The organism is Pseudomonas sp. nanlin1 (assembly GCF_045571515.1).
Taxonomy (GTDB): domain Bacteria; phylum Pseudomonadota; class Gammaproteobacteria; order Pseudomonadales; family Pseudomonadaceae; genus Aquipseudomonas.
Genome location: NZ_CP124218.1, coordinates 3,324,227 through 3,349,188, shown reverse-complemented (window position 1 = coordinate 3,349,188; position 24,962 = coordinate 3,324,227). Strand labels below are relative to the sequence as shown.

At 62.0% G+C, this 24,962-nt stretch carries 21 protein-coding genes and 1 pseudogene; 14 read left to right on the top strand and 8 right to left on the bottom strand.

All coding sequences use genetic code 11. The features are described 5' to 3' along the window. Positions 1 to 3 precede the first annotated feature (3 nt). From QCL65_RS15445 to QCL65_RS15420, 6 genes are read left to right on the top strand one after another with little or no spacing between them, the layout of a single operon-like run. Positions 4 to 951 carry an acyl-CoA synthetase gene (locus QCL65_RS15445; protein ID WP_407310100.1) on the top strand — a complete coding sequence of 316 codons (948 nt, stop codon included), beginning with the start codon at positions 4 to 6 and terminating at the stop codon, positions 949 to 951. Continuing rightward, a complete protein-coding gene (locus tag QCL65_RS15440; protein WP_407310098.1) occupies positions 948 to 1,718 on the top strand; it encodes an ABC transporter ATP-binding protein in 771 nt (256 codons plus the stop codon). Before QCL65_RS15445 ends, QCL65_RS15440 begins: the two co-directional genes overlap by 4 nt. Beyond that, positions 1,718 to 2,596, top strand: a complete 879-nt coding sequence (locus QCL65_RS15435) for a branched-chain amino acid ABC transporter permease (protein WP_407310096.1) — start codon at positions 1,718 to 1,720, stop codon at positions 2,594 to 2,596. Before QCL65_RS15440 ends, QCL65_RS15435 begins: the two co-directional genes overlap by 1 nt. Positions 2,597 to 2,598: 2 nt before the next feature. Further along, positions 2,599 to 3,663 carry a branched-chain amino acid ABC transporter permease gene (locus QCL65_RS15430; protein ID WP_407310094.1) on the top strand — a complete coding sequence of 355 codons (1,065 nt, stop codon included), beginning with the start codon at positions 2,599 to 2,601 and terminating at the stop codon, positions 3,661 to 3,663. A gap of 25 nt (positions 3,664 to 3,688) precedes the next feature. Continuing rightward, a complete protein-coding gene (locus tag QCL65_RS15425; RefSeq protein ID WP_407310092.1) occupies positions 3,689 to 5,029 on the top strand; it encodes an ABC transporter substrate-binding protein in 1,341 nt (446 codons plus the stop codon). 2 nt (positions 5,030 to 5,031) lie between these two features. Beyond that, entirely contained in the window at positions 5,032 to 5,805 is a 774-nt protein-coding gene (locus QCL65_RS15420) for an ABC transporter ATP-binding protein (protein WP_407310090.1), read from the top strand. Positions 5,806 to 5,825: 20 nt separating this feature from the next. Here the strand turns inward: QCL65_RS15420 and QCL65_RS15415 are convergent, their stop codons facing one another. Further along, positions 5,826 to 6,248 (bottom strand): DUF6691 family protein, encoded by a 423-nt coding sequence (locus QCL65_RS15415; RefSeq protein ID WP_407310088.1) that lies wholly within the window; start codon positions 6,246 to 6,248, stop codon positions 5,826 to 5,828. A gap of 2 nt (positions 6,249 to 6,250) precedes the next feature. Further along, positions 6,251 to 6,682, bottom strand: coding sequence for a YeeE/YedE family protein (locus QCL65_RS15410; RefSeq protein ID WP_407310086.1), 432 nt, complete (start codon positions 6,680 to 6,682; stop codon positions 6,251 to 6,253). 248 nt (positions 6,683 to 6,930) lie between these two features. Between QCL65_RS15410 and QCL65_RS15405 the strand changes: the two are divergent. The 3 genes and pseudogenes from QCL65_RS15405 to QCL65_RS15395 all read left to right on the top strand — a co-directional run. Then, positions 6,931 to 7,334: pseudogene (locus tag QCL65_RS15405) on the top strand (REP-associated tyrosine transposase); the annotation flags it as partial. A gap of 43 nt (positions 7,335 to 7,377) precedes the next feature. Then, positions 7,378 to 8,286 (top strand): LysR family transcriptional regulator, encoded by a 909-nt coding sequence (locus QCL65_RS15400; RefSeq protein ID WP_407310084.1) that lies wholly within the window; start codon positions 7,378 to 7,380, stop codon positions 8,284 to 8,286. A 107-nt stretch (positions 8,287 to 8,393) separates the two neighbouring features. Next, a complete protein-coding gene (locus tag QCL65_RS15395; protein WP_407316875.1) occupies positions 8,394 to 9,440 on the top strand; it encodes a DUF1615 domain-containing protein in 1,047 nt (348 codons plus the stop codon). Here QCL65_RS15395 and QCL65_RS15390 read toward each other — a convergent pair. Continuing rightward, on the bottom strand, positions 9,437 to 10,042 hold the full coding sequence (locus QCL65_RS15390; protein ID WP_407310082.1) for a TetR/AcrR family transcriptional regulator: 606 nt from the start codon (positions 10,040 to 10,042) through the stop codon (positions 9,437 to 9,439). The two genes, QCL65_RS15395 and QCL65_RS15390, sit on opposite strands and share 4 nt — an antisense overlap. A 212-nt stretch (positions 10,043 to 10,254) precedes the next feature. Here QCL65_RS15390 and QCL65_RS15385 point away from each other — a divergent pair, with 212 nt between their 5' ends. Beyond that, positions 10,255 to 12,951 carry a glycoside hydrolase family 3 protein gene (locus QCL65_RS15385; RefSeq protein ID WP_407310080.1) on the top strand — a complete coding sequence of 899 codons (2,697 nt, stop codon included), beginning with the start codon at positions 10,255 to 10,257 and terminating at the stop codon, positions 12,949 to 12,951. A gap of 73 nt (positions 12,952 to 13,024) precedes the next feature. Here the strand turns inward: QCL65_RS15385 and QCL65_RS15380 are convergent, their stop codons facing one another. Next, positions 13,025 to 13,267, bottom strand: a complete 243-nt coding sequence (locus QCL65_RS15380) for a DUF6555 family protein (protein ID WP_407316874.1) — start codon at positions 13,265 to 13,267, stop codon at positions 13,025 to 13,027. 372 nt (positions 13,268 to 13,639) lie between these two features. Here QCL65_RS15380 and hutH point away from each other — a divergent pair, with 372 nt between their 5' ends. Further along, complete coding sequence (gene hutH, locus QCL65_RS15375) at positions 13,640 to 15,172, top strand: histidine ammonia-lyase (RefSeq protein WP_407310078.1); 1,533 nt, start codon at positions 13,640 to 13,642, stop codon at positions 15,170 to 15,172. Between the two features lie 170 nt (positions 15,173 to 15,342). Here hutH and QCL65_RS15370 read toward each other — a convergent pair whose 3' ends face one another. Next, complete coding sequence (locus QCL65_RS15370; RefSeq protein ID WP_407310076.1) at positions 15,343 to 16,368, bottom strand: hypothetical protein; 1,026 nt, start codon at positions 16,366 to 16,368, stop codon at positions 15,343 to 15,345. Between the two features lie 265 nt (positions 16,369 to 16,633). Here QCL65_RS15370 and QCL65_RS15365 point away from each other — a divergent pair, with 265 nt between their 5' ends. Beyond that, positions 16,634 to 17,158, top strand: a complete 525-nt coding sequence (locus QCL65_RS15365) for a DUF4174 domain-containing protein (protein WP_407310074.1) — start codon at positions 16,634 to 16,636, stop codon at positions 17,156 to 17,158. Positions 17,159 to 17,278: 120 nt separating this feature from the next. Beyond that, entirely contained in the window at positions 17,279 to 19,873 is a 2,595-nt protein-coding gene (locus QCL65_RS15360; protein WP_407310072.1) for an EAL domain-containing protein, read from the top strand. Positions 19,874 to 19,929: 56 nt separating this feature from the next. On the opposite strand, the gene QCL65_RS15355 is transcribed toward QCL65_RS15360, so the two are convergent. The 3 genes from QCL65_RS15355 to QCL65_RS15345 all read right to left on the bottom strand — a co-directional run bounded on the left by QCL65_RS15355 (position 19,930) and on the right by QCL65_RS15345 (position 23,742). After that, positions 19,930 to 20,259: a hypothetical protein gene (locus QCL65_RS15355; RefSeq protein WP_407310070.1), complete on the bottom strand. Its 330-nt coding sequence runs from the start codon at positions 20,257 to 20,259 to the stop codon at positions 19,930 to 19,932. A gap of 484 nt (positions 20,260 to 20,743) precedes the next feature. Beyond that, positions 20,744 to 22,681 carry a DNA topoisomerase III gene (locus tag QCL65_RS15350; protein WP_407310068.1) on the bottom strand — a complete coding sequence of 646 codons (1,938 nt, stop codon included), beginning with the start codon at positions 22,679 to 22,681 and terminating at the stop codon, positions 20,744 to 20,746. A gap of 206 nt (positions 22,682 to 22,887) precedes the next feature. Next, the gene (locus QCL65_RS15345; RefSeq protein ID WP_407310066.1) at positions 22,888 to 23,742 is read right to left on the bottom strand and encodes a GNAT family N-acetyltransferase; all 855 of its coding nucleotides are present in this window, start codon (positions 23,740 to 23,742) and stop codon (positions 22,888 to 22,890) included. A 518-nt stretch (positions 23,743 to 24,260) separates the two neighbouring features. On the opposite strand from QCL65_RS15345, the gene QCL65_RS15340 reads away from it, so the two are divergent. Next, positions 24,261 to 24,932 (top strand): haloacid dehalogenase type II, encoded by a 672-nt coding sequence (locus QCL65_RS15340; RefSeq protein WP_407310064.1) that lies wholly within the window; start codon positions 24,261 to 24,263, stop codon positions 24,930 to 24,932. Positions 24,933 to 24,962 lie beyond the last annotated feature (30 nt).

Below are 24,962 nucleotides of genomic sequence, written 5' to 3'. Positions count from 1 at the left end.
CCGATGAGTGTTTACCAACTCCACCCCCAGCCCAGCGCCGCCGTGCATTGGCTAGAACGTTTAAACCATTGGGCGCAAGTGCAGCCATTGCAGGTCGCCCTGCGCCACAAGCGCCATGGCCAATGGCAAGCTTGGCGTTGGATTGATGTGCAGCGTGAAGTCGAGCAGCGAGTCGACGGCCTGCGCCAACAGGGTTTCGATACTCGCTCCTGCCTGCTGCTGTGCGGCGCTTTCGAACCCGACCTGCTCTTGCTCGGTTTGGCCGCCCATGCTCTGGGTGGCCGCGTGACCTGCCTGGCCGAAGGGCAGGGCGCCGCGCAATTGGTAGAACAATGGCGGCGCATCCGCCCCAGCCACGCCTTCGTGCAAAAACGGCGCGACCTGCAACAGTGGCTGGCCGCTGCCGCCCGTTACCCTGGCCACCCGTGCCTGATCGTGGCGCAGGCGCCGCTGGGCGAGGTGGCCACACCTGCTCTGCAGGTTTTAACCCAGTGGCGCGCGGCACCCAGGCAAAGCCAGCAGGTGCGGCCCTGGCGTGCAGCACTGGCGACCCATTGGTGGGCCGAGGAGGGCAGCGAGTGGGGCGACGGCTTGCAGGTGCTCTGGCAGCAATGGCTGGACGGCGGCCAGGCCCTGGCCTTTCCGGAATCCCTGGCCTCGGCCGCCCGCGACCGGCGCGACGTGCGCCCAGTGGCCCTGCTGCTGTCGGCGCCGCGTTTGGCGGCCCTGGCGGCCGAGATCGAACAGCGTCTACCGCCCGCGCGGAGTTGGCGTCGCGCGCTGTGCGATTGGGCCATCGCCCAGCCCGCTGCTGGGGTGCGGCGGCTCCTGAAACAGCGGGTCAGGCGCTTGCTCGGTTTGGATAACCTGCGGTCTATCTGGCAGGCCCCGCAGGCGCCAGTGGTTGAGACCCACGTGTGGGTCCGCGACGTGCATCGAGAAGCGGCATGACCGGCGCCATTCTGGAGGTGCGGCATATCTCCTTGGCCTTTCGCGGGGTCAAGGCGATCAATGATTTTTCCTTCGCCGTGCGCCGTGGGGAAATCTGCGCCCTGATCGGGCCTAACGGCGCGGGGAAGAGCTCACTGCTCAATATCCTCAACGGCGTGTATCGCTCCGATGCCGGTGAGATTGTCTTCGACGGCCAGCGTGTCGAGCGGCATGACCCGCTGTCGGCGGCGCGGCGGGGGATCGGGCGGACCTTCCAGAACAACGCCCTGTTCAAAAAAATGAGCGTATTCGACAACCTCCTCACCGGGCTTTCGCGCCACAGCCGCAGCCACTTTCTGGAGCAGGCCCTGGGCTTGCCAAGGGCGCGCCGCGAAGCGCAAGCGTTTCGCCTGCAGGCCGAAGGCGTACTGGAGTTTCTCGAGTTGCAAGCCCATCGCCAGGTGCTGGTGGGCAACCTCGCGTATGGCGTACAGAAACGGGTGGAACTGGGACGGGCGCTGATCGCCGGGCCTAGCTTGCTGCTGCTGGACGAACCCATGGCCGGGATGAACGCCGAGGAAAAACAGGAAATGGCGGATTTTATCCGCTACATCAATCACGCCCTGGGCACCACGGTGGTTTTGATCGAGCACGACATGGCCGTGGTGATGGGGCTCTCGGACCACGTGGTGGTACTCGACTATGGGCGCAAGGTGGGCGATGGCACCCCCCAGCAGGTCCAGGCAAACCCCGAGGTGATCGCCGCTTACCTAGGAGTCAGCCACTGATGGCCTTTCTCGAAACCCTAATCGGCGGCTTGCTCGCCGGTACCCTGTATTCGTTGGTCGCTATCGGCTTTGTGCTGATCTACAAGGCCAGCGGCGTGTTCAATTTTGCCCAGGGCGCCATGCTGCTGTTCGCCGCTTTGACCTTTGTCAGCCTGCAGGAGCACGGCGTGGCGTTTTTCGCTGCGCTGGCGCTGACCGTGGTGGTGATGGTGGTCGGCGCATTGCTGATCGAGCGGCTGGTGTTACGGCCGCTGGTCAACCGCTCGCAGATCACCTTGTTCATGGCCACTTTGGGCCTGTCGTTTATCGTCGAAGGGCTAGCTCAAGGCCTGATGGGCTCGCAGGTGCGCGCGCTGGACTTGGGCATCGACGATGTACCGCTGTTTCTCGGGCCGATCATGCTCAGCCAGTTCGACCTGATCGCTGCCGCCGTGGCCTTGCTGCTGGTGGCGATCCTGGCCTTGCTGTTCAACAAAACCCGCATTGGCGTGTCGTTGCGGGCCGTGGCCGACGACACCACCGCGGCGTTGTCCATCGGCATCAACCTGAACCGCATCTGGCAGATTGTCTGGGCGGTGGCCGGGGTGGCCGGGCTAGTCGCCGGGTTGCTCTGGGGGGCCCGCCAGGGCGTGCAGTTTTCCTTGTCGCTGGTGGTGCTCAAGGCCCTGCCGGTGCTGATCATCGGTGGCTTCACATCCATCGGTGGGGCGCTGGTGGGCGGTCTGATCGTTGGCGCAGCGGAAAACCTGGCCGAGGTTTACTTGGGCCCATTGATCGGCGGCGGCATCACCCCTTGGTTTGCCTATGCGCTGGCCTTGGTTTTCCTCTACATACGCCCCGCTGGCCTGTTCGGCGAGCGCGCCATTGAGCGAGTCTGAACATGACCCACACTACCTATAGCCTGCCCACGCCGAGCGTCGAAGCACCGCTGCTGGTCAGCCCTCGGCGCCCACGATGGGCGCTGCTCGGGCTGCTGGCGCTGGCTTATGGCGCAGTGCCGTGGCTGAGCAATGACTACTGGCTCAACGCGATTCTTATCCCTTTTTTGGTGTTGTCCCTGGCCGGTCTGGGCCTGAACCTTCTGACTGGTTACACGGGGCAGACTTCAGTGGGTTCGGCCGGTTTTATGGCCGTGGGGGCCTTTGCCACCTATGGGTTTTTGCTGCGCCTGCCCGAGCTGGGCCTGCCCGTGGCGCTGTTGGGCGGCGGGGTGATCGCCGGTCTGGTGGGGTTGTTGTTTGGTTTGCCCAGTTCACGCATCAAGGGTTTTTACCTGATGGTCACTACCCTGGCGGCGCAGTTTTTTCTGGAGTGGTTGTTCGTGAAATTTCCCTGGTTTTACAACTATGGATCTTCGGGAACCATTTCTGCGCCGCGCTTGAGCTTGCTAGGCCACGACCTGAACAACCCAGCCGGGCGCTACCTGCTGACCTTGACCAGCGTCGTGCTGCTGACCTGGGTCGCCGTAAACCTGCTGCGCAGCCAGGTGGGGCGTAACTGGATGGCGATTCGCGACATGGACACGGCGGCGGCCGTCATCGGTATTCCGGTGGCCGGCTACAAACGCCTGGCGTTCGCCATCAGCTCGTTTTACCTGGGGGTCGCCGGGGCCTTGTGGGCGTTCGCTTACCTGGGCACGGCCAGCGCCAGCAGCTTCGATATCAACCGCTCGTTCCAGATCCTGTTCATCATCATTATCGGTGGGATGGGCAGTGTGGCGGGCAACTTCGTCGGTGCGGCCTTTATCTGCCTGCTGCCCATCGTGCTCGACCATGCCGGCCAGGCGCTGCTCGGTGGCGCCCTGGACGGCGGGCAGTTGCAAAACCTGCAAAAGATCATCTTTGGCGTGCTGATTATCGTCTTCCTGATCAAGGAACCCGAAGGCCTGATCCGCCTCCTGCACAACGCACGTGAGCGGCTAGGGCACTGGCCGCTGCGTTTCTGACCCACCCCCAACCATGAGCCTTCCCATGCGTGCATTCATTCAGCGGTCCTTGTTTGGCATTACCTTTGGTGTGCTCGGTTGCGTCGCTCTGGCGCCTGCCGCGCAGGCCGCCAGCGACCAGCAGTTTTTCCCCCTGGCCACCTATCGGGTGGGCGCCTATGCCTCCAGTGGTGTACAGGTGTGGGCGGGGATGATCGACTACCTGAACTACATCAATGAAGTGGAGGGTGGCATCAACGGAGTCAAGTTGGTCTGGCAAGAGTGCGAGACCGAATGGACGGCCGAGAAGGGCATCGAATGCTATGAACGCTTTAAAAAGGGCCTGAACGGTGCGCCGGTCGCGGTTTATCAACCCAATGGCGCGCCAGCGGCCTATGCCCTGAGCGAGCGGGCCGAGGTCGACCGCATTCCATTGATCACCCTGGGTTACGGCCGCACCGAGGCCACGGACGGGCGGGTGTTCCCCTACAACTTTCCGGTGATGCTGACCTTCTATTCCGAGGCCTCGACCCTGGTTAACTACATCGCCCAGCGCGAGGGCGGGCTCGATAAGCTCAAGGGCAAGAAAATCGCCACCCTTTACCACGACTCAGCGTATGGCCGAGAAACCCTGGGGCCGCTGAAACTATTGGCGCAAAAGTATGGCTTCGAGAACATCCAGATCCCGGTGGCCGACCCCGGCAACGAGCAGTCGGCGCAGTGGCGGCAGATTCGCCAGCAGCAACCGGATTGGGTGTTCCTGCGCACCTGGGGGGTGTCGACGCCGGTGGCGGTCAAAACCGCAGCGCGCTTTGGTTTTCCGGTGGACCATATCGTCGGCGACATCTGGGCCAGTTCCAGCGAAGACGTGCTGCCCGCCGGTGCCGCCGCCAAGGGCTACCTGGCATTGACACCGTACCCGGCCGGGAGCGACTTCGAGATCCATCGCCGGCTCAAGGCCGCGATCCTCGACAAAGGCAAAAGTGACCTTAAGGACTTGGCCAACTTCGGCAGCGTTTACTACAACTCAGGGCTGGTCAACGCGGCCATTGCCGTGGAAGCCATTCGCACCGCCCAGGCTAAATTCGGCAAGCGCCCGCTCAATGGCGAGGAAGGCCGCTGGGGCCTGGAACACCTGAATATCGACGACGCGCGCCTGCAGCAGATGGGCTATTTGGGCCTGATGCAAAACCTCAAACTGTCCTGCGCCGACCATGAAGGCGGCGGCTCGGCGCGGGTGCAGCAATGGGACGGCGCGCGCTGGACGCTGGTCAGTGACTGGATCGCGGCCGATCGCGCGTTGTTGCGGCCGCTGATCGATGAAAAAGCAGCCGCCTTCGCCCGCGAGAAGAACATCGTGCCGCGCGATTGCAGTGTGGAGCCATGAGTATGGGCAGCCCCTTGCACCCTCAGCCCGCCACGGCAGCGCTGCTGCAGGTGGACGACATCGAAGTGGTCTACGATGGCTCGATTCTGGCGCTGTCCGGGGTCTCGCTGGCGGTCGAGCCCGGCGCCATCGTTGCCTTGTTAGGGGCTAACGGTGCGGGCAAGAGCACCACGCTCAAAGCCATCTCCGGCTTGGTCCGCGCCGAGCGTGCTGAGGTGACCCGGGGCCAAGTGCACTTTCTAGGCGCACCCCTGGCCCGTACCGCACCCAGTGAGCGGGTGCGCCAGGGCATGGTGCATGTGTTGGAAGGGCGCCACGTGTTCGCCCATTTGAGTGTGGAAGACAACCTGCGCAGCGGTGGTTTCGTTCAGCGCTTGTCGCGGGCTGACATGGCGGCCAGCCTGCAGCGGGTCTACCAGTGGTTTCCGCGCCTCAAGACCAAGCGCAGCACCCCGGCCGGGTTGACCTCGGGCGGCGAGCAACAGATGGTTGCCCTGGGCCGCGCCCTGATGACCCGGCCGCGCTTGGTGCTGTTGGACGAGCCGTCCATGGGGCTGGCGCCGCTGATCGTCGAAGAGATTTTCGAGATCGTCGCCCAGTTGAATCGCGAACAAGGCACGAGTTTTCTGATCGCCGAGCAGAACATCAACGTCGCGCTCAAATACGCCACCCACGCCTACGTGCTCAGTACCGGCCAGGTGGTTGCGCAAGGCAGCGCCCAGGCCCTGCTGGCGGGGGGCGGGTTGCAGGACATCTACCTGGGTAAACACGCATAAGCCAGGGCCGGGCGATCGGCTCAGGCGCGCTTGGCGGGCGCATCCAGCAGCTTGAACAAAAGCATCCCGGCCAGCATGGCGGCAAAAAATACCCCCACCGGCCAGTGCCAGGTCAGTAGCAGCGCGAAAGCCGGGCCAGGGCACAGGCCAGCGATGCCCCAGCCGACGCCGAACAACAGGCTGCCACCGATCAACCGCGCATCGATCGCGCGCTTGACCGGCAGTTGCATGCGCGCGCCAATCAGTGAGCGGCTCTGGCGCGTGGCCCAGGCGAACGGAAGGGCGGTGACGCTCACGGCGGCCAGCATCACCAGGGCCAGCGAAGGGTCCCAGGGGCCGGCCAGATCGAGAAAGGCCAGCACCCTGGCCGGGTCGGTCATGCCCGAGAGCAGCAGACCAAGGCCAAATAACAGGCCAGCGATGAACGCGGTCGGCTTACCCATGCTCAGTTCCCCCACACGTGGCGGCTGATATACACCGTGGCAAACCCGGCCAGCATAAAGGTCACACAGGCCACGACCGAACGCGGCGAATGCCGAGCGACCCCGCACACGCCATGGCCGCTGGTGCAGCCCGAGGCATAGCGAGTGCCCAAACCCACCAATAGCCCAGCCACCACCAGACCTTCCCAGCCCACCGCGAAGTTCACCACCGGGAGCACCTGGAACAGGCTCCACACCAGCGGCGAGACCAGCAGGCCCAGAAGGAATAATTCCTTCTCGCCCCGGCCGTCCCCGCGCAATTGCAACAGGCTGCCGAGCAACCCGCTGATCCCGGCGATACGCCCGTTAACCACCACGAACAGGCTCGCGGCCAAGCCAATCAGGGCCCCACCGGCCAGCGACGACCAGGGAGTGAAGTGTGACCAATCAATCATGAATACAGCCTTCTAACGGTCGGTTTCGTGGTGTCTGGGAAATTTGTGTTTGCAGGGGGTAGAAGATCGGGGGCAAGCGGAGCGCCGCCCGGCCCCCTCCTACATATGTCGCCAACCGTAGGAGGGGGCCTTGCCCCCGAGCTCTTCATTTGCGACGCAGATTCAGCAAACAATAAATCACAAACGATCTCGAGCGCATGGGCCACATGATCGCTATTTTTGAGCCATGCTACCCCGAGGGCAATGGAATGCCAAAGCAGTGCAATTTACGTAAAGGACGATTTTCCGAGCAAGGCAGGCCTTACTTGCTGACATTCGTCACCCATGATCGCCAACCATTCTTTGTTGATCTAAAAGCTGGCCGGCAGTTGTACAGCAATTGAAAGCCGAGCACGACAACGGCATCGTTCGGTCAATCGCTTGGGTCGTCATGCCCGATCACGTGCACTGGTTGATTGAGTTGCAGTGCGGTGACATTTCCTCAGTAGTGCGCAGAGTCAAATCCCGAGCAGCGCGTTCCGTGAACAAAATGCTTGGGCGTGAGGGGGCGCTATGGCAGCAGGGTTTTTATGACCGCGCGCTACGTTTGCATGAGGACCTGTACATCGCCGCCAGGTACATAGTGGCCAATCCTCTACGAGCCGAGCTTCTAAATACCTGTTACATTACCGCGCATTCTCAAGCAGGGCTTGCCAATGGATGTGTTCCAGGCCATGTCGGTCTACGTCAAGGTGGTCGAAACCGGCAGCATGACTGCCGCGGCGCAGGCCTGTGGGTTGTCGACCACTATGGTGGGTAACCATCTGCGGGCGTTGGAGCAACGCCTGGGCGTGAGTTTGCTCAAGCGCACGACCCGCCGCCAGCACCTCACTGAATTCGGCAATGCTTATTACCAACGCTGCCTGGAAGTGCTGGCGCTGGTGGCGGACTCCGAGCGCCTGGCCGAGCAGGCCCAGGGTGAACCCAGCGGGACCTTGCGCATCACCGCGCCGTTGACCTTCGGTGTCGAACGCCTGGCTCCCGCCTTGAGCGACTTCAGCCAGCGTTGGCCCAAGGTCAAGCTCGACGTGGTGCTCAGCAACCAGCGCATGGACCTCACCGGCGATGGCTTCGACGTCGCCATTCGCTTGGGCATCCCGGAGGACTCGGGGCTAATCTTACGTTCGCTGGAAGATTACACCCTGACCATCTGCGCGGCCCCTGCCTACCTCGCTCGGCGCGGTACGCCGTTGCTGCCCGCAGACTTGCACGCCCACGACTGCCTGGCGTTTGCCTACCCGGCAGGGGATGACTGGCGTTCAGCAGGCAAACTGTGGCGCCTGCAGGGGCCCGAGGGGGAGGTGCAAGTGGCGGTCAGCGGGCCGATGGAAATCAACTCGTCGTCGGGGTTACACCGCGCCGCGCTGGCGGGCATGGGGATCGTCATGCTGCCCGATGCCTTGGTCGAGAACGACCTGCGCAGTGGCGCCCTGATTACCTTGCTACAGGACTACCAGCTACCCAGCCGCCCGACTCATCTGCTCTACGCCCAAGACCGCTATCGCCTGCCAAAGGTGCGCAGCTTCGTCGAATTCGCCCTTGAGCGATGGGGGCGGGCGCGATGACGCCATGGCGGGATTGAACGACTCCCTTGCGGATGTTGCCGAATGGCCACGCTTACCCGATCAGGAAACCCTTGCCTTTGAATCGTCTTGCCGCTGTCCTTGCCGTGATGTTATTGCTCGCCGGTTGCGGCACCCAGCGTGCGCTGGCGCCCAAACCTGACCCGGACGAGGTGCGCGCGCAGATCGTGCGATTGATGCCCGCCAGCGCCAGCAATCGCCAGGGCTGGGCCACCGATATCTACGCGGCGTTCGAAGCCCAGGGGCTGGACCCCAGCAAGGAGAACCTCTGTGCGGTGCTGGCCGTGGCCGAGCAGGAATCCACTTACCAGGCCGACCCCACGGTGCCGGGGCTGGCGCGGATCGCCCGGGAAGAAATCAACCGGCGGGCCGCGCGGTTGCACGTGCCGGGCTTTCTGGTGTCGGCGGCGCTGGGTTTGACCTCACCCACCGGCAAGACCTACGCCCAGCGCCTGAACAGTGTGCGCACAGAACGCGAGTTGAGTGCCGTGTTCGATGATTTCATCGGCATGGCGCCTCTGGGCCAGCAGCTGTTCGGTAACTTCAACCCGGTGCGCACGGGCGGGCCGATGCAGGTGAGCATTGCCTTCGCCGAAAAAAATGCCCGGGGTTATCCCTACACAGTCGATGGGTCGATTCGTCGCGAGGTCTTTACCCGCCGGGGTGGCCTGTATTTCGGCACCGCACACCTGCTCGGTTACCCGGCCAGCTATACGCGCTCGCTGTACCGTTTCGCCGACTTCAACGCCGGTTGGTACGCCAGCCGCAATGCCGCCTTCCAGAGCGCTGTGAGCCTTGCCAGTGGTGTCGATTTGGCGCTGGACGGCGACTTGATTCGCTACGACACCCGTGAAGCGGGCACCACTGAACGTGCCGTGCGCCAACTAGGCCCGCGCCTGGGCTTGAGTGAGCGAGCCATACGCCAGGCGCTGGAGGAGGGCGATACCTTGGATTTCGAAGAAACCGAACTCTATGGCCAAGTCTACAAACTCGCCGAAGCCAAGGCGGGTAAAGCCCTGCCCAGGGCGATCCTGCCGGGCATCACCCTGAAAAGTCCGAAGATCACCCGCAAGCTGACCACCGCCTGGTTTGCCGAGCGCGTGGACGAGCGGCGGCGCAAATGCATGCTTCGTTAAGCTGGCGCGTACGCCCGGAGAAACACCGCGACCGAACGCTCCACCGAGGCCTGCAAAGCGGCTTGGTCGGGGGTGTCGATCAGGGCCAGCAGGCTTTTTTCCAGAAACTCGGCCTCCAGCAGGCCGCGCAAATGCGCCGCCGCTACCTGGCTGGGCGCCTCACACAGGTGCCCTCGGGCCATATGCCCGGCCAGGTAGTCAGCCACCTTGGCCCAACCCAGGCCAGGGCCGTTGTCGTAATAGATGCGCGCGACATTGGAAGTGGTCGCATTGTGCTGAATGATGCGCTTGCCGGTGAGAATGTCCGGCGCCAGGATTCTTTCCAGGTAGGCCACGCCGAAGCGTTGCAGGCACAGCGGCAGCGGTGCGTCAGGGTCATTGAGGGGCACGAAGGCCTGCTCGATGCCGTTATGCGCATTGAAGCGAATGACCGCCGCGAAGATTTCTTCCTTGGACGCGAAATAGTTGTAGAGCGTCGATTTGGAACCACCCGCGCACGCAGCGATCTGGCTCATAGAGGCTTTATCAAAGCCGTTTTCCAGAAAAATTCGACTGGCCGCACTGAGGATTCTGTCGCGGACAGCTTCGGTCTTAAGTTTCATGGAGTGCTCGTGAAATAAAGTTTAATCGGCAGGGAACTCCCGTGCGGATCCAGGCTCTGAGTGACGTTACCTGCTAGGCCGCCTCAATGAAGGCGGTCTTTTTTGTGCGTGACGTTTAAAAACGTACCGTACTGTATGGTTTTGTCCAGGGATGGGCCTGCGGTTGCCGCCTTCGGGGCGCGCGGCCTTACGTTTTCCAAGAGAATTCGCGAATGACCCCATCCCGTTCTTCACACCTGTTTTGCCGTTCGCTGCTTACGCTGGCCATTGCCGGGGCTTCATCTGCCTGGGCGGTGACACCCATGACCGGCGATGCCGTAGAAAGAAAAGTCGACGCCATCCTAGCGCAGATGACCCTGTCCGAGAAATTCGCCTACATCAACATTGATGACGGCCACATGCTGCGCGCCATGCCCCAGTACGGTTTGCCGGCCACCGTCAGCTACGACTCGTCCATGGGCGTGCACGTGGAGTCGACTATGTTCGGTACTCAGTACCCGGCACAGTCGGCGCTGGCAGCCACTTGGAGCATCCCCCGTGCCAAGGAATATGGCCTGGCCGTGGGCTACGACACCCGCGCTGCTGGCGGCCAGCAATTGCTTTCGCCGGGCCTGAACATGTACCGCACTCCGTTCAACGGCCGCGCGGCGGAGCACGTCAGTGGCGAAGACCCTTTCCTGGGTGCCGTCATGGGGCCGGCGGTGACCAACGCGATTCAGGCGCAGGGCGTCTGGACCTCGGCCAAGCATTACCTGGCCAACGAGCAGGATGCCAATCGGCACTACCTGAACGTACATGTAAGCCAGCGTGCGCTGCGTGAAATCTACATGCCGGGGTTTGAGTCGCTGGTGAAAAACGCCAACCCGGCGGCGATCATGTGCGGTTTCAACAAGATCAACGATGATTTCGCCTGCGAGAGCCATAGCCTGCTGGCGGATGCCTTGAAGGGCGAGTGGGGTTTCCAGGGGTTTGTCCTGAGCGACTTCAATTCGATCAACGACGGCCTCAAGGCCGCCCTGGCTGGCACCGACCTGGACATGCCCAGCGGTCTAAAGATGAACCAGGCGACCCTGGCTCCTTACCTCGATAGCGGCGCGCTGCCGTTGGCCACGCTTAATGACAAGGTGCGCCGCAACCTGCGGGCGATGGTCAGCTACGGCTTCGACCAGGGCCTGCCGAAGGCCTCCGGGATCAAGGACGATCCGCGTAGCATCAAGGCTTCTTTGCATGTTGCCCGCGAAGGCGTCGTGTTGTTGAAAAACCAACCGGTCAGTGGCGGTGCTAAATTACTGCCCCTGGCTAAAGAGGCGAAAATTGCCGTAATCGGCGATATCGCCAACCAGGCGCCACCTTCGCCGTTCGGCACTGCATGGTCGAAAGTCGACGACCACGTGACTGAACTGGCCGGGCTGAAAAACCGCGGCACCGGTCAGGTCGACTACCTGCAAAGCATGGCCCTGGACCCGCAAAAAGCCGTCTGGTACACCAAGGACGCCGCCAGTGCGACGCCTAAGGCCTACGTCAAGGGCCTTACGGCCGAGTACTTCAACAATGCCAACTTCAGTGGCTCGCCGGCGGTAACGCGGATCGAACCTGGGGTGAACTGGATCTTCACTGCGGGCATCAACAGCACCGCTGGCGGTACCACGGCGGTGAGCGGCTTCTCCACCACTCAGGGCAATTTCTCCGCGCGTTTCAGTGGCCGCATCAAGCCCACCATCAGCGGTAACCAAGTATTCAAGGTGCGCGGTGACGGCGCCATGAAGCTGTGGGTGAACAACAAGTTGATCATCGACGACGACGGCACGGCGTTGTCCAACGACCTGGCCGACCCGATCTCCAAGTCTGGCCGCGCGGTGCGTTTGGAAGCCGGGCAAATGTATGACGTCAAGTTGGAGTACAGCCGCGTCGCCAGCAGCTTTATCCCTTCCAGCGGCGGCCTGTGGGGTGTGCAGATGAGCTGGGCGGCCCTGGCCGCGCCTCAGGATCTCAGCCAGTACGATGCAGTGGTGGTCGCCGCAGGGATCAATAATGAGTACGAAGGCGAGGCCTCGGACCATGGCTATGGCCTGCCCGAGTACCAGGACGAGATGATCAAGAACGTTATCGCCGCTAACCCCAAGACCCTGGTGATTACCCATGCCGGTGGCACCCTGGATGTGTCAGCGTGGGTCAACCAGGTCGGTGCGCTGATGCACGCCTGGTACCCCGGTGCCCAGGGTGGCCGTGCCATCGCCGAAATGGTGTTTGGCGAGGTCAACCCGTCGGCTAAATTGCCGGTCACCTGGGACCGTAGCATCGAGGACAACACCAGCTACGCCAGCTACCCGGACCCACGTCCGTACCAAGGGGCTAACGCGCTGACCGACATGACCTATAAGGAAGATATCTTCCTGGGCTACCGCGGTTACGACAAAGCCAGCAAGCGCCCACTGTTCCCATTCGGTTACGGCCTGTCGTACACCACGTTTGACTACAGCGACCTGAAAATTTCGCCACAGGTGGTGGTGCCCGATGCCAAGGTCAACGTCAAATTCACCCTGCGCAACAATGGCAAGGTGGCAGGTTATGAAGTTGCCGAGCTTTACGTCAGCCCATTGGACGCCCAGGTCGAGCGCCCGCTCAAAGAACTCAAAGGCTTCAAAAAAGTCTGGCTAGAGCCGGGTGAGTCCCAGGAAGTGGCGATTACGCTGGACGCTCGCTCGTTGTCGTACTTCGACCCTGAGACCTGGAGTTGGGTGGTCGATGCCGGGCGCTATCGCGTCTCGGTGGGCGGTTCGTCCGACAGCCTGCCGCTCAAGGGCACCGTGCGCAGCCTGACCCGCCAGCTATTGCCGACCAACACCAGCAACCCGTTGCCAGCCAGTGTGCAAAAGGCCGTGCAAATCGACGCCGACGCCGCTTACTAACCTAGGCCTGTAACGGAAGGTGCCGCCTTTACCGGGCGGCACCTTTACCTGTTCTCTACCTCCTGCACGAGTCTCAGCTGGGCATTACCACCCGTTCGCATGAACGCCAGCTCACTTCGGTAATGCCGAACCTTTGCGCTTCTTCAATCGTGACCCGCTTAGTCCTTTCGCGACCATAACGCGGTATCCGACCCACCCCGACATCGCAGCTCGCCCAGTGCCAAGCCTCGGTGTTGTCCATTTTGTCCGCACGGATAATGAACGACTTCGCTTCGCCATGAAGGCGGTATGCAACCCTGTAAAGCCCCGACGCCATTGTCTTTCCTCCCTGTGGTGATTTACAGAGTCGTGGGGTTTTGAAAAATTCATTCTGATTGCCCACCGGTAAAAATGATTGACCGTCTAGTTTTGCGTGGCGCTTTTCTGGCGCCAAAGCGCGCCTAAAAAAGCGATTGATTGGGCTTGTATATACATGCTTAGATTGGCCTATGCCGTCTTAGCTGCGATTACCCAAGAGGGCGCAGGCACCGGTTTTTTTTCGAGGCACCCAAAACCACTTTTTCAGCGTTTCGTGATGGCGATAGCCACGCTGCGCCGACACCGGTTAAAGGATGCTGTCGACTGTGCCCGCGAGCGGGGCCTGAGCCTGCCAATCATGCCTCCTTAATCTTTTTCCCGGAGCTCTGCCATGACCCTGTTGACCCTTACCCCCGGCACCCTGACCCTGGCCCAACTGCGGGCCATTTATCGCCAGCCACTGCAATTGCAGCTATCTGGCAGCGCGGCACAGGGCATCGACGACAGCGTGGCTTGTGTCGAACGTATTTTGGCCGAGAACCGCACCGCCTACGGCATCAACACCGGTTTCGGCCTGTTAGCCTCGACCCGCATCGCCCGTCACGACCTGGAAAACCTCCAGCGTTCTTTGGTCTTGTCCCATGCCGCTGGAGTCGGTGAGCCGCTTTGCGATGACTTGGTACGGCTGATCATGGTGCTCAAGGTCAATAGCTTGAGCCGGGGTTTTTCCGCCATCCGCCGCAGTGTGATCGACGCTTTAATCGCACTGATCAACGCCGAGGTTTATCCGCATATTCCCCTCAAGGGTTCGGTGGGCGCCAGTGGCGACCTCGCGCCGTTGGCGCATATGTCCTTGGTATTGCTCGGCGAAGGCAAGGCGCGCTATCGCGGCCAGTGGCTAGGCGCCGTCGAAGCCCTAGCGGTCGCCGGCCTGCAACCTCTGACCCTGGCGGCTAAGGAGGGCCTGGCGCTACTCAATGGCACCCAGGTGTCCACGGCCTATGCCTTGCGTGGGTTGTTCGAAGGTGAGGATCTGTTTGCCGCTGCTGTGGCGTGCGGCAGCCTGACCGTGGAAGCGGTGCTGGGTTCGCGCGCGCCGTTTGATGCGCGCATCCATGCGGCCCGTGGCCAGTCGGGGCAAATCGATGCGGCGGCGTGCTACCGCCAACTGTTGGGCGATGCTAGCGAGGTGTCGCGCTCCCATGAGCATTGCGACAAGGTGCAGGATCCCTACTCGTTGCGCTGCCAGCCGCAGGTCATGGGGGCCTGCCTGAACCAACTGCGCAATGCCGCCCAGGTGCTTGAAGTCGAAGCCAATGCGGTGTCCGACAACCCGTTGGTGTTCGCGGCCGAGGGTGACGTGCTATCGGGCGGTAATTTCCATGCCGAGCCGGTGGCCATGGCCGCCGATAACATGGCCCTGGCCATCGCTGAGATCGGCGCGCTGAGCGAACGGCGCATTTCCCTGATGATGGACAAACACATGTCGCAACTGCCACCGTTCTTGGTGGCCAACGGTGGGGTTAATTCCGGCTTTATGATCGCCCAGGTGACGGCGGCGGCGCTGGCCAGCGAGAACAAAGCCCTGGCCCATCCCCACAGCGTCGACAGCCTGCCAACCTCGGCCAACCAGGAAGACCATGTGTCAATGGCGCCGGCGGCCGGCAAACGCCTCTGGGAAATGGCTGAAAACGTTCGCGGCGTGTTAGCGGTGGAATGGTTGGCCGCGTGTCAGGGCCTGGATTTGCGCGAGGGTCTGCAGACGTCGCCGGCACTGCAAAAAGCCCGCGCCACATTACGCGGCCACGTGCCGTTCTATGCCCAAGACCGATTTTTCGCTCCGGACATCGAAGCGGCCGTGGCGCTGTTGGCCCAGGGTTGTCTTAGCGAGCTGCTACCGGCTGGTGTGCTGCCGAGCCGATAGACCGGAGGTAGCTAAGAGCTCGGGGGCAAGGCCCCCTCCTACGGTTGGCGATGACCGTAGGAGGGGGCTTGCCCCCGATCTTTTCCCCCTGCAAACACAAATCTTCCAATAGATTATTTATGTTTGATAAGAGCGGTAAGCCCCCCTGAGCGGGGGGGCTTGGCTGGAAGTTAAACGCTGACGACTTTTGCAGCCGGTTGAGTACGACGGCCCAGCATGCCGGCGAATGCGGCCACTAGGCCAGAAATCAGCAGCGTGGCCAGCAGCACCCAGCTAGCTTGGGAAACGCGCTTGGCAGTCACTTCAGCCGCTTCGCGAGCTTTCTGTTCGGCTTGAGCCTTGAGTTCCTGATACTTGGCGTAGGCCTGGCGATAGCTGGCTTCGGCCTGATCGACGATCTGGTTGGCTTCGGCGTCGGTCTTGTTGCCACGTGCTTTGATCAGGTTCACCAGAGCCTGACGGTCGGCGGCATCCCACGCTTGGTCGCCTTTAGCTTTCACACGGTCCAGGAAAGCCCCGATCTGGTCGTCGGCCTGCTGTGGGTTCTGTGCGCTGCGTTCAGCGGTGTTGGAGGCGTCCTGCTGAGTCTCCTCGGCCTGTTGTTTGACCGCATCGGGGTTCAGTTCGGCTTTACCGGTCTGGCGCATCGCGGTTTCGATTTCACCACGGATGTCGTTCAGGTTGAAATCAATGCCTTGCTGCTTGAGTTGGTCCTGGATCTCAGTGCCCAGCGCCGGCGCCACTTGGGCCACGCCGCTGCCCAGTGCTGACAGGCTGCTGCCGGCCAGGTTCAAGCCACCGCGAATCACGCCGGTTACCGTGCTCGACACCAGGTATACAGTGATCAGGGAAACGCTTGCCCACACCAGCAAGCCGTGCAGGGCGCCTTCACGATGCGCCAGGCGACCTGCCGCCCAACCGCCGACGAACAGCGAGATAATCCCGCTCGCTACCAGCCATACCCCGGCCCCTGTAGCCATGCCCTGCATCGGGTTGTTCTCTTGCAACGGATCAATGCTGGCGCTGCCAATGGCCGTGCCCAGCACGTTGAGGATCAGCGAGACCACCATCGCCAGCACAACACCGGCAACGATTGCACTCCAAGAAATACGCTTGAGCAACGGGGCGACAGTGGTCCCCTCATGGTAGGTGGCAGTGGGATAACCCACGGGGTCGGTGCGGTCTTCTCGGATCATGGCGTATTTCCTTGGCAGAGGTTAGGGCGGCCCCCTATAGGTATATGAGGCTCACCATCTGAAGACCTAGGGCCAAATCGAGAAGTTGCAAAAAAAATCGCAGTGTTTGTATTCTTTTATCTTACGGTTTTAGTTCACTTTTTTTCCATTCGCCAGCTGCCTGGATGGCGTTGAATCGCGGGGGGTGTGAAGGAATCTGGGGCGCGTTCTGGACCTTGTTTGCATGATCGGCAATCATTGCCCTACGCAGACGAAGGAGAATGGCATGTTTTTCAGGACACTTACCTTGGCCGCACTGATGCTTGGCGCCGGTTCTACACTCGCCGCCGAGAGTGACGCCCCCTTGGCCCAAGAGCGCGGCAAGGCCCGCCCGCTGGTGATTATGGCGAGCAGCTCGGTAGACCCCACGCTGGTCAACCTGCAAAAGGAAATCGCCAAGCCAGAGGTGCGCAAGGCATTCGATGAACGGCAAATGGTGCTGTTCACGGTGGTCAATACCATCGGCGCGCGGGAGGGCAAGAGCCTTGACCCACAGGTCACCATGGCCCTGATCCGCGAGCTCAAACTCAGCGCTGGCGAGTTGCCCAAAGTCATTCTGGTGGGCAAGGACGGCGAGAAAAAACTCGAACAGAGCGGCCCTGTCGAGCTGCAGAAAATTTTCGCCACCATCGACGAAATGCCCATGCGCGAACGTGAGGCCAGTGCTCCCACTGCGGTCGAAGCTGCCCCGGCTGAGCCTGTGCAAAAGACCGGCAAGGCAGGGCAGGGGAGCAAAGCGCTGGACGATTGAGAATGTTGTGAGGTTCACGCTTTAGCGCAACGTGAAGACGCCGATACAGGATCATCGGCTATTGTCACTGTGGCAGGCGACCCTGGGTTTTTCCTCGGCCGCCGTGCTGCCTGGAGCACCATGCGCAAGACTGAACGCTCTACGAATCCGCCGATGGGGCCACGTACGTCCAACCTGACGCTGACGCGCAACAACTTGCTGGGTTTCAGTGCGATGCTGCTGCTGATCTTCACCTGCGTCAGTGCGTTGGTGGTGTATATCGGCCGCGAGCAAAACCTCAGGGCCGAAGCTGAAGGGGCTTTTTACGTCAGCAAAGCGCTGCAGGCACGTGAGCGTGCCTTGGGCGTTACCCTGCGTGATTACGCCTCCCTAGGCGAAACCTATGTCCATTTGCACCAGCAGGTGGATACCGACTGGGCCTATGCCAACGATAATCTAGGCCCCTCTCTGTACCGCGATCGGGGCTTCGAAGGCGTGTTCGTAGTGGGCCCGGACAATCGCACCCAGTATGCGGTAATCGAGGGGCAAGCGAGCACCACCGCAGTCGCGGACTGGTTGCGCCACCCCGTGGATGCCCTGCTCGAACAGGCACGCTCGAACAGCGGCGACACGGCCTTGGCCACTGAGCTACTCAATGTGCAGGGTGTGCCGGTGCTGGTCGCGGCGGCGCCGTTACTCGCCGCCACCGACCCCCACGTGACGATAGATGCCGGGCCGCCCTCGGTGTTGATATTCGTCGACCGCCTGGCCCCCAGCAAACTCCTCGCCCTGGGCGAGGAGTTCGGTGTGCAAGGTTTACATGCCTTGCCACAAGCCTCTCTGGTACCAGGAATGCCGGCCATGCCAATGGTCGAAGGCGACCTGAGCGCCGCCCTGAGCTGGACCGCACCTCGCCCGGGTGACTACTTGATGCTGGCGCTGATTCCTTTAATGGGCATCTGCGCCTTGCTAGGCGGCTTGATGACCACGCGCCTGTTGCGCCGTGCCCATCTCGCCGCTTCCACCCTGGATGCCAGCTACCAGTCGCTGCAAAGCAGCGAAGCAGCCCTGGCCGCCAGCGAGGCGCGCTTTCGTGACGTAGCCGAAGCCTCTTCGGACTGGATCTGGGAAGTCGACCCACAGTTGCGCTTCACTTACTTGTCAGAGCGCTTTGAAACCGTGACCGGCCTGACCCGTAGCGAGTGCATCGGGCGCCCCATCGATAGCTTGTTGCATGCCGAGGGCGACGCCCTTGGGCAGCTGTTGCGCAGCCCCAACCGCCGTGCCCGGGCCAGCTTGCAATGCAGTTACGTGGCCGGTGATGGCCTGGTGCGGATCAGCCGGCTATCGGTTCGTGAGATGTCGGGCCGCGGCTTTCGTGGCACCGCCAGCGACATTACCGACGAGGTGGCGGCCCAGCGGCGCATCGCCTATCTGTCTGAGCACGATGCGTTGACCGGGCTGCCCAACCGCACGCGTATGCAAACCTTCCTCGAAGGGCGGCTAAAAACCGTGCCCACGTTAAAAGAGCCGCTGGTGATGCTGAGCCTGGACCTGGACCGCTTCAAAGGGGTCAATGATCTGCTTGGGCACGGCGCTGGCGACCATGTACTGAATACGGTGGCCCGGCGCTTAAAACAATGCTTGCGCGACGATGACCTGGTGTCGCGCATCGGCGGTGACGAATTTGTCTTGGTGATTGCCGCAATGACCGGCCAGGACGAAGCCGAGACCCTGTGCAAGCGGTTGATCGATTGCATTGAGCAGCCGATCCAGGTGGACGAACATGAAGTCTATGTCAGTGCCAGTATCGGTATCGCCATGGCCCCAGCCGATGCCACTGAAGCCAATGAGCTGCTGCGTTATGCCGATATCGCCCTTTATGAAGCCAAGGACGCCGGGCGCAGCACCTGGCGTTTTTATGCTGGGGAGATGAACGCGCGGATCATCGAGCGTCGGCAGCTCGAGCACGACCTGCGCAATGCGATCAAGCACGATCAACTGTCCCTGGTTTTCCAGCCGCGTTACCGCATCGACGGCCGCCAGATGGTCGGCGCCGAGGCCCTGGTGCGCTGGCGTCACCCTACGCGCGGCTGGTTGCCGCCGGACATGTTCATTCCCATCGCAGAAGAAACCGGTTTGATCGTGGCGCTAGGCAACTGGGTGTTGGCCAACGCCTGCACGGTCGCCGCCAGTTGGCCCGAGCCCTTGTTCGTATCGGTGAACTTGTCGCCTGTGGAGTTTCAGCGTGGGCAGTTGGTCAGCCGGGTCGAAACGGCGCTGGCGAACACCGGGCTACGGCCTTCGCGGCTGGAGCTGGAACTCACCGAGAGCGTGATGCTGGACGATGCCAAAGGTGCCTTGCAGACGCTGCAGGAGCTCAAAGGCCTAGGCGTACGCCTGGCTTTGGATGACTTCGGTACGGGCTATTCGTCGTTGAGCTATCTGCGCAACTTTCCCTTCGATGGCCTGAAGATTGACCGCAGTTTTATCTGCGAGTTGACCGACAGCGTCGACGATCAGTCGATTATTCAGGCTATCGTTGGGTTGGGCCGCGCTTTATCCCTGACCGTTACCGCCGAAGGCATCGAAACCCCTGAGCAGCTGGCGGTGTTGGAAAACGTGCAGTGCGATGAGGCGCAAGGCTATTTGCTCAGTCGCCCGGTGGACGCCACCACTTTGTTTGGCCTGATTCGCGCTGAGGCGCTATTTCGCGCAGGGCAAGCACTGGAGTAAGCACCTAGCAAACCGGGGCACATGCTGCGCATGTGCCCCGGTGCTGGTAGGGCTGATTAGCAGTAGCGGTCGACCACCTGAACTTCACGGGCCGCCCGGGCTTGCTGCCAGGTCTCGGTCAGGGTGCTGAGCACCCGTTCCATGTAGTGGGTATCGGCAGCGGCTTTTTTGCCAACGTAGCCGTGACCGCGGCGGTACATTTTCAAGCGTGCGCGCATGTTTGGGCGGTCTTTGCCGAACTCGCTTTCTTCGCTGCAGGGCGACAGGCAGTCGATATGTACGTCGCCTTCGGCGCTGACCCAGAGGATATGGCTGTCGAGGCTGTCTTTGCGCGAGGCAAACAGGCGAGCCAGTTCATCGGTGGTCGGTTGTTGGTTCAGATTCATCTCAAGCCCCCTTTCAGCGCTTTTATTTCGTCAGTCAATGGTCGAACAGGTGGTGCCTCGACAGGTCGGCGGCACGGAGAGCTGGCTGGGTGAGGTAGTGCTTGAGAAGCTGGGCTACAGGGCTATGGCGGGCGCACAGCGGGAAGTCGGACGAGCGTCGACCAGATTGGGCTGCACGAGGGTGCGCCACAAGCGTTTTGAGGACGTTTCGCCAGCCTTCTCGCCAAGTTACCAGGACGACATGCCGGTTCAGCTTCATCAATCTGCCTTGTGGGCAGTACCTCATCCGAAAACAAGCCGACAGCTCGTCGACCTGCTTGAAAACCATCTTGACCCGTGCTCCCGATCGGGGAGACGTCTGCATAATGCAAGTGAAAAGAGTGCTCGTCAATGGTTATGTAGTGAAAAAATAACAGCACTACATATTTCCCACTTTGACCGCCCAGTCACTTAATCAGGCCGTCCTTACAGCGGGGTATTCAGGCTAGACCGCTTTTTTCTTAGGGCTAGCTGGGCGCTTGCCGCTGGTTTTGCCAGATGCTTTGCGGTTTTTCTTCCAGGGTGCCGCACCCCGCGCATTCAGCACGGGCCCGCTGATGGTCAGGCTTAGCCCAAGGCAGCGAGTGACTTGCCGGCTCATCCAGGCCGATTGTTTTTCTACGAAAGCATCAAGGCTCATTTCGCCACTTTGCACCATGTCCAGTGCCTGTTCCCAGATGGCCGTGGTGCCAGGGTCGGCGATGGCCCGCGGCACGGCATCGATCAGGCCGAAGGCTGCGGGCGTGGCTGCCAGGGCTTTCCCGTTCTTGTTCAGATAGCCGCGGTCGAGCAGGCCCTGAATGATCCCCGCCCGGGTCGCTTCGGTGCCGATACCCGTGGTGTCCTTGAGCTTTTGTTTGAGCAACGGGTCTTGTACCAGCTTGGCGACGTTTTTCATCGCTTTGATCAAGTCGCCTTCGGTAAACGGCTTGGGTGGCTGGGTGAACAGGTCTTTAGGGATGACCTGCGCCACGCTGCATGCCTGGCCCCGCTGCAAGACCGGCAGAGCCTGGGCTTGGGTGTCTTGACCGCGGGTCGCGGCCATGGCCTGGGGCAGGGCACGTTTCCAGCCGGGCTCGACCACCACTTTGCCCACCGCGCGCAGGTGCTGGCCGGCGCAGTCGAAGTCGGCCTGGGTGCGGTCGTATTCATGGTTGGGTAAAAACTGCGCCAGGTAACGGGCGCGGACCAGTTGGTAAACCGCACGGTGCTTGCCACTCAAGCGTTCATAGGCGGCCGCGGCGGCGGTGGGGATGATGCCATGGTGGGCGCCGACCTTGGCATCGTTCCAGGCCCGCGAACGCCGTTGCGCCTGCACATGGCCAAGCAACTCTTTCAGTGAGGTGTCTGCGCGACCCAGGGCCGCGATAATGCCGGGCGCCTCGCTGTGTTGGCTGACTGGCAGAAAACCGCAATCGCTGCGCGGATAGGTGATGACCTTGTAGGTTTCGTACAGCGCTTGGGCGATGTCCAGGGTCTCCTGCGCCCCCAGGCCCAGGCGTGCCGAACAGACCTGCTGCAAGGTGCCTAGGTCGAAGGGCAGCGGCGCAGCCTCGCGCAATCGCTCGGTCTCCAGTGACGTGACCGTGGCGGTGGCCGCGCCGGCCATGGCCTGGGCGGCTTCCAGGGCTAGGGAATGGTTCAAGCAGCGGCCGTGCTCATCGCAAGCATCGTCGGGGGCACGCCATTGGGCCAGGAAGGGCACCCCGGTACTGAGCAGCTCCACCTCGATGGCCCAATAAGCCACCGGCACGAAGTCGGCGATACTCCGGTCGCGGTCGACTACCAGGCGCAATGTCGGGGTTTGCACCCGGCCCACGGGCAATACCCCCTGGTAACCACTGCGGCGCCCGAGCAGGGTGAACAAGCGGCTCATGTTCATGCCGATCAACCAATCGGCCCGCGAGCGGCCCAGGGCCGAGTGGTATAGGCTATGGCTTTGCGCGCCGGGCCGGAGTGCGCCAAGGGCCTTGCGGATAGAGGCCTCATCGAGCGCCGACAACCAGAGCCGTTGCACCGGCCCCCGGTAGCGGCAATGGTCGAGCAGTTCCCGGGCGATCATCTCGCCTTCACGGTCGGCGTCGGTGGCGATCACCAGCTCAGTGGCTTCGCCGAGCAGGCGTTTGACGGCTTTGAACTGGCTGGCGGTCTTGCGCTTGACCTGCATTTTCCACTGGCTGGGGATGATCGGCAGGTCAGCCAGGTCCCAGCGTTTGTAGCGCGCGTCGTAGGCGTCGGGCGGCGCCGTTTCCAGCAGGTGGCCGATGCACCAGGTCACCGTCGCAGCGGCCCCAACCCAGCAACCCTCACCACGCCGCGTGGCGCCCAGGACCTTGGCGATGTCTTTGGCTTGAGAGGGTTTTTCGCAGAGAAAGAGGCGCATGGCGGGCCGCATCCGGGTCGGGTTCAGAGGTGGCAAGGATGCGCGGGTGAGGAGGGGTTTGGCAAGGGTTTATCTGTATGTTTGTACAGTGTTGTGTGTCTGGGAGGGGAAACAGATCGGGGGCAAGCCCCCTCCTACCAGATGTTGCGGCACACTGTATATCGAATATGCCGCATACCGTAGGAGGGGGCTTGCCCCCGAGCTCTTCAGCCTATCGCCTGAGTCACCAAAGCAAACTGCCTCACCCCACCGCTGGCTTTGGGCGGCTCGCCGCGGGCCATTTGTGCTACTTCGTCGACTTGCTGCAAGCCCGCAGACGCCAGCCACGGCCCCAGCCCGGTGCTAACCGGCACGTCTATGCGCACGAACTCCCCCAGCACCTTGGCCAGCAGGTGATTAATCAACTGCCGCGCCTGTGCCGCATCCTGGGCCACCACCGGGCCGAGGCCGCGTCCCCGACCGAACGGGCGTAGCACGGCGAAGCCTTGCAGTTGGCCGTCGACTTCCAGGCCCACGGCGGCTTCCTGGATCGCCAGCACTTCGTCGAGCACGCTTTCGCGGCCCACGCCGCTCCCGGCATTGGCCAACTCCAGCAGGCGAGGGCGGTCCGTGGCATGCACGGCACGTAAGGTTTGCCCAGCCGGCAACGCTGGCAGTTCAGTGGGGTGCGCCGGGCCCTGGTGTTGTACCAGTCGGCCGCACTCGACAAAGCCCTGGCTGATATACAGCGGGGCCCCCGCGATCGTCGCGTTAAGCACCGGCACGCGCGGCGCCGAGGCCTCTAGTACCTGGTTCATCAGGCGCCGGCCCAGGCCTTGGCCCTGGTAAGCAGCATCAACGATCACCAGGCCGATACTGGCGTAGTCGCCCTGGGGGCAGGTGAAGGCCGTGCCGATCACTCGGCCATTGTCTTCCAGCACCCAACCGTCGCTCAGGCGCTGCATCATCGCCCAGTCTTCCAGCCGGTGCGGCCATTTCAACGCCAACGACAAGGCGTGGGCGGCAGGCAAGTCAGCGCTGCTCATGGGGCGCAGCTGGATACTGAGGGCGGGGCTGGGCATGGTGGTCTCCAAAGCGAAAACAACTAACGAGGCGCTCTATATCCCACCAACCCCGCGGCGCTGACAAGAGCCGCAGGCGGATTCGGCAGATTCGCCCAAAGGCACTCCAGGCGGCCGAAGTTACTGCTTGAAAGGTGTCCCACATCGGCAGCAAATGCCAGGGCCCCGGGCGCGGGTGCGCACCGGGACCAGCCTGCGATGTGGTAGTGCGGCGCAACGTCGATACTGCACTGCCGGCCTGCCGTCGCCGGCCCACAACGCTATCGCAAGTGCTTGAATGGGCGAAGATTGTCCAAAACAGTGCGCACCCTATAGGCCTGCTCGGCCCTGGAGCAGGCCGCAAACTGTGCTGAAAGCCCACTGCAAAACGGTTTTTTCTGTTCTCCAGCCGATGCTTTAAACGGCATCTGCTGATTTCACAGTGTTGTAATGAAGTCGCTGCGCAACGGGAGACAACCTCCCACGGGACCCTGCTGGCCCCACGGCGCGTCGACTTCCACGACTCTCAGGACGGCACAATGAGCTTTCTTAGCCCCAAATTCATTACCTTCGACTGCTACGGCACCCTGACCAATTTCCACATGGGCACCATGACCCGTGAGATCTTCGCTGACCGTGTGCCGGCCGAGCGCATGGACCAATTCGTCAAAGACTTCTCCAGCTACCGCATGGACGAAGTCATGGGCGACTGGAAGCCCTACGACGTCATTTTGAAGAACGCCCTGGAGCGCACCTGCAAGCGCTGGAACGTCCCTTTCAAGGAAGCCGAAGGGCAGATGTACTACGACGCCGTGCCGACCTGGGGCCCCCATGCGGATGTGACCGCAGGCTTGGCCAAGATCGCCGACAAGATCCCCTTGGTGATCTTCTCCAACGCCAGCGACGCGCAGATCATGTCCAACGTCGACAAGCTCGGCGTACCGTTCCACAAAGTCTTCACCGCTGAACAGGCGCAAGTCTATAAGCCGCGCCTGGCGGCCTTCGAATACATGCTCGACAACCTGGGTTGCGGCCCTGAAGACGTTCTTCATGTGTCGTCGAGCTTTCGCTACGACCTGTTCTCGGCCCATGACATGGGCATCAAGCACAAGGCGTTCGTGGCCCGTGGGCATGAGCCGGCGGCCAACGCTGCGTTCAACTACAACCAGATCAGCGACATCGGCGGCTTGCCGGGCCTGGTCGGTCTTTGATGCGCTTTGCCTGGCCGCTGTCGCAGCAGG